Source organism: [Muricauda] lutisoli (nom. illeg.), from assembly GCF_017313105.1.
In the GTDB taxonomy this organism is placed as follows: domain Bacteria; phylum Bacteroidota; class Bacteroidia; order Flavobacteriales; family Flavobacteriaceae; genus Flagellimonas; species Flagellimonas lutisoli.
In genome coordinates, this window is sequence record NZ_JAFLND010000002.1 from 327,270 (window position 1) to 340,816 (window position 13,547).

General features: G+C 41.1%; 14 protein-coding genes. 5 read left to right on the forward strand and 9 right to left on the reverse strand.

The annotated features are described in order from the left end of the window. Positions 1-86 precede the first annotated feature (86 nt). A complete protein-coding gene (locus J0X13_RS08790; protein ID WP_207071077.1) occupies positions 87-1,196 on the forward strand; it encodes a D-TA family PLP-dependent enzyme in 1,110 nt (369 codons plus the stop codon). A 126-nt stretch (positions 1,197-1,322) separates the two neighbouring features. Here the strand turns inward: J0X13_RS08790 and rpmA are convergent, their stop codons facing one another. The 3 genes from rpmA to J0X13_RS08805 all read right to left on the reverse strand — a co-directional run bounded on the left by rpmA (position 1,323) and on the right by J0X13_RS08805 (position 2,698). Next, positions 1,323-1,583 (reverse strand): 50S ribosomal protein L27, encoded by a 261-nt coding sequence (gene rpmA / locus J0X13_RS08795; protein WP_207071078.1) that lies wholly within the window; start codon positions 1,581-1,583, stop codon positions 1,323-1,325. 24 nt (positions 1,584-1,607) lie between these two features. Further along, on the reverse strand, positions 1,608-2,147 hold the full coding sequence (gene rplU / locus J0X13_RS08800) for a 50S ribosomal protein L21 (RefSeq protein ID WP_207071079.1): 540 nt from the start codon (positions 2,145-2,147) through the stop codon (positions 1,608-1,610). Positions 2,148-2,242: 95 nt separating this feature from the next. Further along, positions 2,243-2,698: a DUF4199 domain-containing protein gene (locus J0X13_RS08805; RefSeq protein WP_207071080.1), complete on the reverse strand. Its 456-nt coding sequence runs from the start codon at positions 2,696-2,698 to the stop codon at positions 2,243-2,245. Positions 2,699-2,883: 185 nt separating this feature from the next. On the opposite strand from J0X13_RS08805, the gene J0X13_RS08810 reads away from it, so the two are divergent. Both J0X13_RS08810 and J0X13_RS08815 read left to right on the forward strand, forming a co-directional pair. Then, a complete protein-coding gene (locus J0X13_RS08810; RefSeq protein WP_207071081.1) occupies positions 2,884-4,206 on the forward strand; it encodes a M16 family metallopeptidase in 1,323 nt (440 codons plus the stop codon). Between the two features lies 1 nt (position 4,207). Then, positions 4,208-6,280 carry a M16 family metallopeptidase gene (locus tag J0X13_RS08815; protein ID WP_207071082.1) on the forward strand — a complete coding sequence of 691 codons (2,073 nt, stop codon included), beginning with the start codon at positions 4,208-4,210 and terminating at the stop codon, positions 6,278-6,280. 65 nt (positions 6,281-6,345) lie between these two features. Here the strand turns inward: J0X13_RS08815 and J0X13_RS08820 are convergent, their stop codons facing one another. Next, entirely contained in the window at positions 6,346-8,457 is a 2,112-nt protein-coding gene (locus J0X13_RS08820) for a TonB-dependent receptor domain-containing protein (protein WP_242535687.1), read from the reverse strand. 62 nt (positions 8,458-8,519) lie between these two features. Continuing rightward, positions 8,520-8,816 (reverse strand): hypothetical protein, encoded by a 297-nt coding sequence (locus J0X13_RS08825; protein WP_207071083.1) that lies wholly within the window; start codon positions 8,814-8,816, stop codon positions 8,520-8,522. Positions 8,817-9,095: 279 nt separating this feature from the next. Between J0X13_RS08825 and J0X13_RS08830 the strand changes: the two genes are divergently transcribed. Beyond that, a complete protein-coding gene (locus J0X13_RS08830; RefSeq protein ID WP_207071084.1) occupies positions 9,096-9,542 on the forward strand; it encodes a hypothetical protein in 447 nt (148 codons plus the stop codon). On the opposite strand, the gene gldD is transcribed toward J0X13_RS08830, so the two are convergent. From gldD to mutY, 4 genes are read right to left on the reverse strand one after another with little or no spacing between them, the layout of a single operon-like run. Further along, positions 9,543-10,100, reverse strand: coding sequence for a gliding motility lipoprotein GldD (gene gldD, locus J0X13_RS08835; RefSeq protein WP_207071085.1), 558 nt, complete (start codon positions 10,098-10,100; stop codon positions 9,543-9,545). It lies immediately after the preceding gene. Beyond that, on the reverse strand, positions 10,090-11,400 hold the full coding sequence (locus J0X13_RS08840; protein ID WP_207071086.1) for a gliding motility-associated protein GldE: 1,311 nt from the start codon (positions 11,398-11,400) through the stop codon (positions 10,090-10,092). Before J0X13_RS08840 ends, gldD begins: the two co-directional genes overlap by 11 nt. A gap of 28 nt (positions 11,401-11,428) precedes the next feature. After that, entirely contained in the window at positions 11,429-11,893 is a 465-nt protein-coding gene (locus tag J0X13_RS08845) for a single-stranded DNA-binding protein (RefSeq protein ID WP_207071087.1), read from the reverse strand. A 24-nt stretch (positions 11,894-11,917) separates the two neighbouring features. Then, positions 11,918-12,955 (reverse strand): A/G-specific adenine glycosylase, encoded by a 1,038-nt coding sequence (mutY, locus tag J0X13_RS08850; RefSeq protein ID WP_207071088.1) that lies wholly within the window; start codon positions 12,953-12,955, stop codon positions 11,918-11,920. Between the two features lie 124 nt (positions 12,956-13,079). Between mutY and J0X13_RS08855 the strand changes: the two genes are divergently transcribed. After that, positions 13,080-13,370 (forward strand): HU family DNA-binding protein, encoded by a 291-nt coding sequence (locus tag J0X13_RS08855; RefSeq protein ID WP_014032385.1) that lies wholly within the window; start codon positions 13,080-13,082, stop codon positions 13,368-13,370. Positions 13,371-13,547 lie beyond the last annotated feature (177 nt).

The window sequence follows — 13,547 nt, forward strand, 5'->3', positions numbered from 1 at the left end:
AAGCTACGAAAAAATCCGGTTGCAACTATTTTCATACTTTTTCCGCTTTGATCACTACCTTTATTCCCGCTTGAATCCGAATAGACATGAAAAACTGGTACGAAATACAAAATATAGAAACGGTTGACTCCCCATCAATTGCTTTATATAAGGAACATTTATCCTTTAATATCCAAAAGATGATTTCCTTGGTAGATGGCCAAACCAAACGCCTGATGCCCCACATCAAAACGAACAAAATGCCCAAGGTAATGGAGCTGTTATTGGCTTTGGGCATCTCAAATTTTAAGGCCTCCACCATTGCTGAAGCAGAGATTGCCGCAGAAGTTGGGGCCAAATCCGTTTTGATCGCCCACCAATTGGTCGGTCCAAAAGTAGAACGTTTCCTCGCTCTTGTGAAGCACTATCCCAGAACCCAATTTTCAACTATTTTGGACAATGTAGACAGTGCTGAACTTTTAAATCAAAAAGCAGCGGAACTGGGACTTACCGTTGACGTTTATATTGATATAAACAACGGGATGAACCGTTCGGGCATTGAAATAGGCCCTGGGCTCGACGAATTAGTGGCGTATTTAAAAATATGCAAGTCTTTGCATTTTAAAGGGTTACATGCTTATGACGGACATTTAAGAGATAAAGATTTTACAACGAGGCAAGAAAAGATAGAAAAAGGGGTGAAAGATGTTGAAACCTATTTTGCGGCGCTAAGAGTGGATTATCCTGCGGTGGAATTGATATGTGGAGGAACACCTTCCTTTACTTCGCATGCTTTACAAGAAAAAAGGATTACCAGCCCGGGCACCTGTGTACTTTGGGATTGGGGTTATGGAGAAAAGTTAACGGAGCAGGACTTTAAGCACGCCGCCCTTTTGGTTACCCGAATTATTTCGAAACCTACGGAAGGAATCATTACCGTTGATTTAGGACATAAATCGGTAGCAGCGGAAAACCCGATTGACAAAAGGGTCAAATTCTTGAACCTTGAAGGCTACGAACTGGTTTCGCAAAGTGAAGAACATGGGGTCATCAAAATAAAAGAATGGGGCAAATGCAAGGTTGGAGATGTCCTATATGGCATTCCGTATCACATTTGTCCCACTATAAACCTTCACGATGAAGTTTCGGTAATCGAGAACGGTAAGAAAGTAGATACTTGGGAGATTACCGCCCGAAAACGAAAGCTTACATTCTAGACCAAGTCCTAGAAAACTATCATCACTCCTCCCAATACCCACATTTATTTATGAAACCATTAAAAATGATTGCAAACAAAAGAGGCCCCGCAATGCGGGGCCTCTTTTAACTATTATCGTTACTTATTAAGCTTCGAAAGGTTCGATGGAAACATAGGATTTACCACCAACTTTCTTTTCAAACTTAACAATACCATCTACCTTGGCGTGCAAGGTATGGTCTTTTCCTGCGTATACATTGTCGCCAGGATTGTGCTTGGTACCACGTTGTCTTACAATAATGTTACCAGCAGTTGCTGCCTGACCACCAAAAATCTTAACACCTAAGCGTTTCGATTCTGATTCTCTACCGTTTTTTGAACTACCTACACCTTTCTTGTGAGCCATGATATATAAATTTTAGTTCTTTTCTTATTTGCTTAACGCTTCGATCAACTCGGCTTTCTTCATGGAAGAATAACCGGTAATTTCTTTGGCCTTTGCCATTTCCTTCAACTCGGCAACCGTTTTGGAACTCAAATCCTCAGTTGCTTTTGGAGCTTCTTTTTTAGGAGTTGCCGCTTTTTTCTCTGCTTTTTTAGGTTCTGCAGCAGGCTTATCCTCAGCTTTAGCTTTTGCAGGAGCCGCTTTCTTGGCACCTTTTGCTACAATACCTTCAACAACAATCTCGGTCAAATATTGTCTGTGACCATTTTTCTTACGGTAACCTTTACGTCTTTTCTTTTTAAAGACGATTACCTTATCTCCTTTAAGGTGTTTTACTACTTTGGCTTCAACAGCCGCACCTTCTATGACCGGGGCGCCAATGGTTACGTTACCACCGTCTTCCAAAAGAAGAACTTTGTCGAAAGTAACTTTCTTACCTTCATCTTCCTGCAAACGGTGAACGTACACTTTTTGGTCTTTTGCAACTTTAAATTGCTGCCCTGCCATCTCTACAATTGCGTACATAATGCGTTAATTAGATTAAAATTACTGCGCTTTATCAAAATTAGCGGGTGCAAATATACTGCTAAATCCTTAATCTACAAGTATTCCTCCTCGATTTAACCCATTATTTTTTTAGAGTTGTTGCTCGTTTTAAAAAGTTGCATAAAGGATAGGGTCAAAACCAAGGTGGTTGCAAACCCCATAATGGCCACAGTAAAAAAGACAATGCCCTGGAAGTTTTTATAATCACTCGACCATGCGCTGGAAAGTTTATCTAAAAAAGTGGTGTCCAATTCTGTCGCGTAAAAGGCAAAGAAAATGGTGAACAGCAATGTAGCGACAAAGCCAGTAGTGATACCTGCCGTAAACCCCTTTCCATAATTAAAGTCCTTTCCTTGTTTTATCTTGGTATACTTAATGGTCTCGTATATCCCAAACCCGGTAATTACACCATTAAATAAGCTGTAGAACACATTGGTATGTTTTCCCATCAAGGCCAAAATCAAAAAATACGCTATCAGTACAGCACTGGTGACTATACCGAAACGGATAGGAAGGGTTAAATTTTTCATATTCTCTTTTTTTTGGTTTCATTGTATAATTTACTGAATGTTTGTGAATTATCCCATACTTTAATTCTAAAGACTTTTTTAAAATTTACATCTCGTAGGAAAATATTCTATATTTAGCGTAACATCAATCGTTAAATCGATACCAACCTCTTAGCAACATCAATTTTTAAATACTGACTATTAACATGAAAAAACATTTGTTTTCTGCATTTGCAATGCTCTTCGGAATAACGCTGCTTTCGGCACAGGAGGTAGTTTATGAAGAGTATGATCTGGACAATGGGCTGCACGTGATCCTACACCAGGACAACTCGGCCCCAGTAGTAACCACTTCGGTAATGTACCATGTGGGATCTAAGGACGAAGACCCTGAGAAAACGGGTTTTGCCCACTTTTTTGAACATTTACTGTTCGAGGGGACCAAAAACATTGAGCGTGGTGAGTGGGACCAAATTGTAGCTTCCAACGGAGGAAGGCACAATGCCAATACCTTTTTGGACCGCACGTATTATTATGAGGTATTCCCATCCAATAGCTTGGAAGTTGGACTTTGGTTGGAATCCGAACGTTTGATGCACCCCATAATCGGACAAGTAGGGGTGGACACCCAAAAAGAGGTGGTGCAAGAGGAAAAGAGACTTCGGGTAGATAACTCTCCCTACGGTGCCTTTTTTAATGAGATCCTGAAAAATCTATATACCAACCACCCATATCGCTGGGGGGTTATCGGATCTTTTGATCATTTGGCCAGTGCCACTTTGGACGATTTTAAAAAATTCAACCAAACGTTTTACGTGCCCAACAACGCTGTTCTGGTGGTAGCGGGAGACTTTGAAACCGATGAAACCAAGAAAATGATCGAGGATTATTTTGGGCCGATCCCAAGAGGTGCCGAAATAAAAAGACCCAATGTGGAGGAAGAGCCGATCACCAAAACCAAGTTTGCGAAATATTACGATCCCAACATCCAAATTCCTGCAATCCTGTTGGCATACAGAACGCCTGGGCAAGGCCAGCGAGATGCTTATGTCATCAATATGATTTCCACCTATTTGAGCAGTGGTGAAAGCTCCAAACTTTACAAAAAATTGGTGGACGAGAAAAAAATGGCCCTGCAGATACTTTCTGTGCCCATCGATGCTGAAGATTACAGCTCTTACATTGTTGGGGGGCTCCCCGTTGGTGACAATTCCATTCAGGACATCAAAAAAGAGATTGACGAAGAAATTTTGAAGCTTCAAATGGAACTGATTTCCGAAAAAGATTACCAAAAGCTTCAAAACAAATTCGAAAACCAATTTGTGAACGCCAATAGCAGTGTGGAGGGTATCGCCAATTCTTTGGCTGAAAACTATATGCTAAAGGATGATACTGACCTCATAAATTCAGAAATAGACATTTACCGTTCCATTACCCGTGAAGAAATCATGGAAGTGGCCAAAAAATATTTGAAGGTGAACCAACGTATCGAATTGGAGTATTTACCAGAACAAAAAGACGCTAATTAAGATGAAAAAGTATTTAATTTTAGCAGCGCTGTCTTTATTTATGACAGCCACATTTGCACAAATAGACCGGAGTACACCGCCAGAACCAGGACCGGCTCCCAAAATCAACTTAAAAGAGCCCGCCCGTTTTGAACTTAAAAACGGTTTGAAAGTACTCGTGGTGGAAAACCACAAATTGCCAAGGGTCCGTATTCAGCTTTCCATTGACAACCCACCTATTTTGGAGGGCGACAAAGCCGGGGTATCCGCCCTTACCGGAAGTATGTTGGGCAAAGGGTCCAAAAACATTCCAAAGGATGAATTTTACGAGGAAGTAGATTTTCTGGGTGCCAACATCTACATTGGGGAACAAAGTGCTTTTGCCAGTTCTCTGTCCAAATATTTCCCTAGAATTTTAGAGTTAATGGCCGATGCCGCACTTAACCCTGACTTTCTGCAAGAAGAATTTGAAAAGGAAAAAGAAAAGCTGATCACAGGAATCAAATCCGAAGAGAAAGACGTTTCCGCCATTGCCAATAGAGTTCAGGCAGCCCTGGCCTACGGTAAAAACCACCCTTATGGCGAATTTATGACCGAGGAAACCGTAAACAATGTTTCCCTGGTTGATGTAGAGCAGTTCTACCGCTCTTATTTTGTACCTGCCAATGCTTATTTGGTGGTAATCGGTGATGTTGATTTTGAAACTGTGAAAGAGTTGGTCACCGAAGCCTTTACGCCATGGTCCAAGGCAGTGCCTCCATCTCTTTCCTACTCCGACCCGAAAGATGTACAGTATACTCAAATCAACTTTGTTGATGTGCCAAACGCTGTGCAATCGGAAGTTGCCGTGGAAAACATAACCAACTTAAAAATGAAGGATGAGGACTACCTGGATGCTCTTTTGGCCAACAGAATCCTAGGCGGTGGCGGACAGGCTCGCTTATTTCAAAATTTAAGAGAAGATAAAGGATATACCTATGGGTCTTATTCCGGAATCAGGGCGAACAAATACAGCCCCATGCGATTTAACGCTTATGCACAGGTAAGAAACGCTGTTACCGATAGCTCTGTGGTGGAAATTTTGAAAGAAATACAAAAAATCACTTCCGAGCCGGTTTCCGATGAAGAATTGGCAAACGCCAAGGCAAAATACGCAGGAAGCTTTGTAATGGCTCTGGAAAAACCCGAAACAGTGGCAAATTATGCCTTAAACATAGAAACGGAAGGCCTTCCAAAAGATTTTTATGAAACGTATTTGGAGCGATTGGATGCCATAACCAAAGAAGACGTACAAAAGGCCGCCGAAAAACACTTTTCCACTACCAATGCCCGTGTGGTGGTAACAGGAAAAGGTAGTGACGTTTTGGAAAACTTGGAAAAGGTCAGTTTCAATGGAAAAGATGTTCCTGTACTTTACTATGACAAGTATGCGAACAAAACGGAAAAACCCGATTATAATGCTGCCGTACCCGAAGGTGTAGACGCAACATCCGTATTGGAAAAGTATATTGAGGCCATTGGAGGCAAATCGAAACTTGAAGGTGTGGATTCTTATTCCATGATGGCCGAAGCTGAAATGCAGGGCATGAAGTTAGAGCTTGAAATGAAGAAAACGTCTCAAGATCAGTTTATGCAAGACGTAAAAGTAATGGGCAACTCCATGCAAAAACAAGTACTGGATGGCGACTCGGGCTATATGGTAGTTCAAGGCCAGCGCAAGGATCTTTCTCCTGAAGAGATTGCAAAAATCAAGGAAGAATCTGCCGCTTTCCCGGAACTCAACTACTTGGCCGCAGGAGATATTGCACTTGAAGGCATTGAGCCTGTGGGTGATAAAAAAGCCTATAAGTTGAAAATAAGTGATAGCAAAACCGCATTCTACGATGTGGAAACCGGACTCAAGGTACAGGAAATAAACACCCAAGAAGTTCAAGGCCAACAAATGACCAGCACTTTGGGGTATGGTGACTATCAAGAAGTATCCGGAATTAAATTTCCTTTCAAGTTAATGCAGACCATGGGACCTCAGAACATGGAGTTTATTGTAAAAGAAATCAAGGTTAACGAAGGAGTTGAAGCCTCTGATTTTAAATAATACCATTCTTTTTAAAGCAAAAAAGGCGCTCTAAACGAGCGCCTTTTTTATTGTTCTCGAAATTACTAAAAACTGTATTGTATAAATGCCGATAGATTTCTTCCTGGATCGTTAATGGGCACTCTACCATAATCCGCTTGGTTCACAAAAGAAAAATTCAAGTGGTTGTTGTAGGTCACATCAAAAATATTGGATGCCGCAACACCAAGCGTCAAATGTTCAAAGGGCTTTGCTCCAAAACGCAAATCCATTACCCCATAGCCATCCGTTGTTTGTTCCCCAAAAGAAAGCGCAATATCCGATTGTTCAGAGGTAATGGTGTAGGTAGCTCTGGCCCATATTTTCTCTTTTTCAAAACTGAGGTTAAAACGCGTTACCAAAGGAGGGGTCAAAGGAAGGGATTCATCTAAATCCTGATTTTTTGCATACACATAGGACAACTCTGTTTTAAAGGCAAAATCTTCCAAAAAGGCCAATTCCCCGAATACTTCAAAACCAGTTTTGTAGGCTTCATTTAGGTTTGTGAACCTTTTTACATCGGTAGGTTCGGCCATGGGCATGTACTTTTTATCCAATGACGGATCTATCACGGCAACAATGTAATTGTCGTAAATGGAATAATAAATCGATGCTCCATAATCCAGTCCGTTGATTGCATAGCCATCAAAATCCACGTTTGCCTTTACCCCCAACTCAAATTGATTGTTCACTTCGGCATCCAAATAAGGGTTGCCCACATATTCGTAGGGGTCCTGACCCACTGTAAAATGGTTAATGAATCTTTCTATCATGTTGGCAGATCGCACACCTCTACCATAAGCCAATTCAAACAAAAGATTGGATGAAGCCATATATTTTATGGATGCCGTTGTACTAAAATTGTGCTCTGTACGATTATCCAAATCGGGATATTCGGCCACAAAATCATCGGCTGGCGCATCAATTTTTGAATGTACCAGATCGTACCTTGCACCCACGTTCAACAAAAACTTTTGCGATAAGGGGTATTTACCCTCCACAAATGCTCCATAATCATCAATTTGGGAATCTTGCCATACCTCATCCACAAATTCCATTGGGGCAGGCAATAGATCACCGTTCATGTTTCTTTTTACCAGACGTGTTCTATTTCCCGTTCTTCCCACCAAAAATGCATCAATCCCAGTATAGAGTTTTAAATCTTCAATAGGTCTCCACTCGAGTTCGACCCTACCACCAACAGTAAGGGCATCAACTTCTGATACCGCCTCTGTCATCATAAAAGACGGTCTTAGTTCATTCGTCATTACATGGTCTACCTTGGAACGATAAACCTTTGCGCTCAAGGTTTTTAATCCATCAGAAATATTATCCAGCTTATAATCGACAGAAAGTACGTTACTGTTATCTTCCTCTGTATCCATGGGCAAACCAGCATGCAGTACATCACGACCAAAAGATTGCCTAAACCCTATCTGGATTCTTTGGTTATCTGTTGGATCATATCCTAACCGAACCCCATAATCGGTGCTTTTAAACGATGACGGTACCTCGTTTCCATCACCATCTTCGTAGTTGCCAAAATCCCGGAATCCGAAATTGAGATTGGCATCAAAATCTTCACCAACATATGTAAGGTTGGCAAAACTGGTAATGGCATTACCGTTGTTCTCACCGCCAAAGTTGACTTTGCCATGATACCCCTTTTCTTGTTTCTCCACTTCTTGGGTCACCAAATTCACAATGCCACCAAAGGTGGGCCCATATCTAAAGGTATATGGCCCTTTAACTACTTCTACCCGTTCTATCTCCTCGGGGGTCACATGGGTGGTTATGGGGTCCATACGGTTGGGGCATGCATGCATTACTTTGGTTCCTCCATTGAACTGGACATTTAACTGTTCATATTGCGAAGCGCGGAACGAAGGGTCCATGGCGTAGTTGCCCCGTTTGATCAGGTTAAAGCCATTAATGTCCTTAAAAAGGTCGGCTACATTTTTGGATTGAACGATTTTCTTCTCCGGTTCACTTTTAAAAGTGGAAAAAACCGGGTCCGATTTACTTTTCCCTTCCACCAGTACCCCATCCAATTGTACCGGTTTTTTTGATAGGGAATCTTGCGCATTCGAAACCTGCGCGAAGGACACAGTGGTCCCAAAAAGCAAAACACAAAGTTTTGCCATTGCACTTTTATTCATTTTTGATGTTATGTTTAAGATTATACTTTAGGCCATGGGTATTGGCCGCTTTCGTGTCAATCTTAAATCATCGGAGGTTTGATAAGGGTATTGCTAAAGCTATAGGAATAAGAGTCTTTATAGTAGAAAGTATTGGCAGTTGCCCCAGTATCCTTGGGCAGGTTATAATCGGGCAAATCCATGAAAAACACCAACACCTCTTCCCAGCCTATCACGGGTATTGGCTCATCGTCCTCCTCTTGTGCACGGAGCATTTGCATTAACATACACTTACCATTACAATTTAGCTCAGGTTTGTCCTTGTTTTCGCAAAGTTGTTCTATAAACCCCTCCCTATCCAAACTGTAATATACATACATAGACGAAAAACGGAGATTGCTCACCAGTATCAAAATGATGAACAACAAAGAAAATCCTATTTGTCTATGTAAAGTATTTGAAAGGTTTTTCAATGTAATACTACTTCTAAATTAAATCAACCATCAAATTTAAGGCAGCCAAAATTATTGCTTTGTGACCAAAGTCACTTAAAAACCTTCCCTATCGCAATATATTTGACTTTCCATTAATACTTATTAAAGTTCCATTATTGTTCAACTAAACTTTTCCTGTTTATTTTTGTTTTCAAATTAATGATCATGCGAAAAATATTTTCCATATTACTTTGTACGGTTTTGTTCCTAAGTTTTTCTTGTAAACAGAAACAAGTGGACAAAGCAACCTCTACAGAATCCACTGCCCAAATGGATAAAGTCATGGCAATTCATGACGAGGTGATGCCCAAAATGGGCACTATCGGTAAATTGGTGGGAGAACTAAAGCCTAAGGTAGATTCCACAGAAATGGGACGGCAATATGAAGTGGCGATGAAAGATCTACAGGACGCCAACACAGCGATGATGGATTGGATGAAAGACTTTGGAGACCGATTCAATCACGAAGAAATTTTGGAAGGTAAAGCACTTTCCGAAGAAAAACAGCAGTGGCTGGACGAAGAGGAAGAGAAAGTGAAAGTGGTGAAGGAAAAAATCAATGGCAGTATTGCACGTGCCGAGGCACTGCTTGCCAAGGACACTGTACAATAATTACTTTTTCCATCGTAAACTTTCCATAATTCTTCTAATATCGTTCTGCAAGTACATGGCCGCAGGAAGAATGGAATCGTAATTGGGTTTAGCATAGAAATATAAAGAACCCGTCACAAAGTGATCAATGCTATCGGTTACATAAAATTGCGATTGTGATGCTGCATTTCCGCTAACTTCGTAGAACATTCCGTAAACACCGTCTTCTTTATTAATAAAAGGCTGCTCCACAATATTATCGGCTTTCACCACATGTTCGTAGGATAGTTTTTGGGCATCCACTAGCAGTGTGTCCAAATTACCTTGGACAGGTTTGTAGGTAAGGTATATGGAACCGTTCATCATCGGGTAATCCAATACCATGGAACAATCGTTGTTTTCTTTGATATTGGATAGTGTGTTCTTGTCAAAAGTATACACGCAGTCTGCCCCGGATTGCACGTACTCCGCTGTAGGATAATCCAATCGCAGCATGGCCTTGGGCTTGGGCAAAACTTCATCTTTACAGCTTACTAAAACTACCGCTACAGCTACAAAAAATACAATCCTATGCTTCATGGGGCAATGTTACTTTTATGCGTTTCAATCTTTTCTTATCCATGCTTTCCACAATAAATTGGTAGTCCTTGAACAATACTTTCTCTCCTATTTTTGGAAAACTGCCTGAAATTTCCAGAACAAATCCCGCAATGGTCTCCGATTCTCCTTTTTGGCTTTCAAACTCGTCCTCTTGTTCAATCTTCACCACACGATAGAAATCCTTTAGCGCGGTTTTACCGTCAAATACATAATTGTGGTCGTCCAATTTGGAGAAGACCAGGTCTTCGTCGTCAAACTCATCACTAATATCACCAACAATTTCTTCTATAATGTCTTCTAAAGTGACTATTCCCGAGGTACCTCCGTACTCATCCACAACAACGGCCAGGTGATTCTTCTTGTCCTGAAACTCCAACAGCAAATCATCCAACTTCTTGTTTTCCGGCACAAAGTAAGGCTCACGGATGAGCGACATCCAATTAAAACTCTTTCTGTCTATATAAGGTAAAAGGTCTTTCACGTAGAGAACGCCCAAAACGTTGTCCATATTTTCAGAAAAAACAGGAATTCGGGAATATCCATTCTTTTTTATGTCCTGCAACACCTCTGGGAACTTCATTTTTTCGTTTACCGCGAAAATATCTATCCGGGGCCGCATCACTTGTTTGGTATCCGTGTTTCCAAAGGTTACGATACCTTCTAGAATTTTTTGTTCTTCCTTGGTGGTATCCCCTTCAGAGGCCAGTTCAAGAGCTTGTGAAAGGTGGTTTATGCTCAAGTTGGATTTTTTCTTCCCCAATTTATCCTCCATAAAAAGCGTTACGGCACGCATCGGCGAACTTAAAGGGGAAAACAAATAGTTCAATGCTTTTAGTGGAACTGCCATAAAATGCGAAAACTGTACTCGGTTGCGATTGGCGTATATCTTGGGCAAAATTTCCCCGAACATCAAGATCAAAAAGGTGGCGACCACTACTTCCAATAAAAAGCGGAAAGTTCCATCGACCCCTTCAAAAATGGTATTGCCGATTGAACTGAACAAAAGCACGATTCCAATATTGATGGCGTTGTTCGTAATTAGAATGGTTGCCAGCAATTTCTGGGGCTTATCCAGTAATTCCACAATCAACTTGCTACGCGAAGAATTGTTCTCGTTCATTTCGTTCACGTCGGTCTGTGAAAGGCCAAAAAGAGCCACTTCTGCAGCTGAAATCAGTGCAGAGCAAGCCAGAAGAAGCACTAGCACAACAATTTTTAAAGTGAAGATTCCACTAAAAGTGGTAAGATAAAATACCAAACAATGGGGCTCGGGATCCAATTTAATATTGCTTTTTTAGTCTTTTTATTTAGAATGGTAGGTCGTCATCCTCTTCCTCCGAATTATCGGTAGGAGCTGCGGGGCTCTCGGCCTTGGGTGGTTCTTGGTAATTGGCGGGCGATGACCCCGACGATTGCGCATTAGCCATACTTTCCTTCTTGGTCGTCAAAAAGGTAAAATCCTGCACGTGCACTTCGGTGGTATACCGCATATTGCCATCCTCACCTTGCCATTGCCTGTTTTTTAAACGGCCCTCCACATAAACCTTATCTCCTTTACTGAGGTATTTTTCACAAATTTCAGCGGCCTTGTTTCGCACTACAATATTGTGCCAATCCGTATTGGTCACCCTTTCACCCGTTTGCCTGTTGGTATAGGTCTCATTGGTTGCCAAAGGGAATCTACCGATACAATTACCGCCCTCAAAATAGTGCATTTTCACTTCGTCTCCCAAATGCCCGATCAGCATTACCTTGTTCAATGTTCCGCTCATATCTCTCTTAATTAATCAAAAGTACTAAATTTTCAATGTCCTGATAAAATCTGCTATCAAAACTGGTACGGGAAAACCACCGATTTCTTTCCATGGTATTCCTTTTTCCAATATATCAGAAGTTTTTAGGATCCAAAATTGTGTGTGCAAATGTTGGTGCGACAGTTTGTGCACAATGGGTTCATTATTATATAATGACATGGACTCTGTTTTGGGAACAACATCTTTTTTCTGGATCAAGTGCCCCAATTCTTCGACCTGAAGCTTCTTTTCCGACTCAATAAGTGGAAACTGATATAAATTCCGCCAAATGCCTTTGCCCGTTCGCTGTTCCAAAACGGTATTGCCATCATCGTCCAGCAATACTATATAATTAAAGTATCGGTTCCGCACCTTGGTCTTGTTCAATTTTACAGGAAGTCGGTCTACCTTGTTCTCTTGTAGCGCCACACAACTTTCTTGGAGCGGGCATAACAAACAATATGGTTTTTTAGGTGCACATTGCACAGCCCCGAACTCCATTATTCCCTGATTGTAGTCTCTAATGTTCGCAGGATCCATCACTTCGCGGGCAAGTTCCTTAAAATATTTGATGCCCTGAGTGCTATTGATAGGTGTATCGACCCCAAAATAACGCGACAAAACACGATATACATTCCCGTCCACAACGGGTTCCGGAACATCAAAACAGAAAGATGCGATGGCACTTGCGGTATAATCGCCCACCCCTTTTAAGGTTTTAAGCTCTTTATATGTCTTTGGAAATTTCCCGTTGAAATCTTCCACCACCATTTTGGCCGTGGCGTGCAAATTGCGTGCTCGGGAATAATAGCCTAGTCCCTGCCACAACTTGAGCACTTGTTCCTCGGGCGCATCGGCCAAATCATAAACTGTGGGAAAAGCTTCCACAAACCTTAAATAATACGGCATTCCCTGGGCAACACGGGTCTGTTGCAGAATAATCTCCGACAGCCAAACTTTGTAGGGATCTCGTGTTTCCCTCCAGGGGAGTTTACGCTGATGTTCATGGTACCAATTCAGGATTTTAGGGGCAAAATTCATTAAAGAAAGTAATAAAGGTCAAATGTATCAGTTTATATACTTAAAATTAAAGGGTTAAAGGGAAAGATTAATTATAATGTTTATATTTGCAAGCCGAAAAAAATTAGAAAATTAATAAGACGAAATGACGAAAGCAGATATTGTAACTAGGATCTCAGAAAAACTAGGTATCGAAAAAGGAGATGTGCAAGCGACAGTTGAATCCTTTATGGAAGAGGTGAAATCATCCTTGGAGAATGGTGATAATGTTTATTTAAGAGGTTTTGGTAGTTTTATCATCAAGACCAGAGCGGAAAAAACAGGTAGAAACATCTCTAAGAACACTACCATCAAAATTCCTGCACACAATATTCCTGCATTTAAGCCAGCCAAAGTTTTTGTGGAAGGCGTAAAAACCAATGTACAAGTAAAATAATATAATTAACAACACTAAAGCAAGAGCCATATGCCGAGTGGAAAGAAAAGAAAAAGACACAAGGTAGCTACGCACAAGCGCAAGAAGCGCAGAAGAGCTAACCGACACAAGAAAAAGTAGTTGTTTCAACTACTTTTTCGTTTTACCCTATTACGTTCTTTGACATAGAGATTCAAG

Excerpts from the sequence above, each read along its gene's own strand:
- J0X13_RS08790 (WP_207071077.1), top strand. The coding sequence starts at position 87 with ATGAAAAACTGGTACGAAATACAAAATATAGAAACGGTTGACTCCCCA.
- rpmA (WP_207071078.1), bottom strand. The coding sequence starts at position 1,583 with ATGGCTCACAAGAAAGGTGTAGGTAGTTCAAAAAACGGTAGAGAATCA.
- rplU (WP_207071079.1), bottom strand. The coding sequence starts at position 2,147 with ATGTACGCAATTGTAGAGATGGCAGGGCAGCAATTTAAAGTTGCAAAA.
- J0X13_RS08805 (WP_207071080.1), bottom strand. The coding sequence starts at position 2,698 with ATGAAAAATTTAACCCTTCCTATCCGTTTCGGTATAGTCACCAGTGCT.
- J0X13_RS08810 (WP_207071081.1), top strand. The coding sequence starts at position 2,884 with ATGAAAAAACATTTGTTTTCTGCATTTGCAATGCTCTTCGGAATAACG.
- J0X13_RS08815 (WP_207071082.1), top strand. The coding sequence starts at position 4,208 with ATGAAAAAGTATTTAATTTTAGCAGCGCTGTCTTTATTTATGACAGCC.
- J0X13_RS08820 (WP_242535687.1), bottom strand. The coding sequence starts at position 8,457 with ATGAATAAAAGTGCAATGGCAAAACTTTGTGTTTTGCTTTTTGGGACC.
- J0X13_RS08825 (WP_207071083.1), bottom strand. The coding sequence starts at position 8,816 with ATGTATGTATATTACAGTTTGGATAGGGAGGGGTTTATAGAACAACTT.
- J0X13_RS08830 (WP_207071084.1), top strand. The coding sequence starts at position 9,096 with ATGCGAAAAATATTTTCCATATTACTTTGTACGGTTTTGTTCCTAAGT.
- gldD (WP_207071085.1), bottom strand. The coding sequence starts at position 10,100 with ATGAAGCATAGGATTGTATTTTTTGTAGCTGTAGCGGTAGTTTTAGTA.
- J0X13_RS08845 (WP_207071087.1), bottom strand. The coding sequence starts at position 11,893 with ATGAGCGGAACATTGAACAAGGTAATGCTGATCGGGCATTTGGGAGAC.
- mutY (WP_207071088.1), bottom strand. The coding sequence starts at position 12,955 with ATGAATTTTGCCCCTAAAATCCTGAATTGGTACCATGAACATCAGCGT.
- J0X13_RS08855 (WP_014032385.1), top strand. The coding sequence starts at position 13,080 with ATGACGAAAGCAGATATTGTAACTAGGATCTCAGAAAAACTAGGTATC.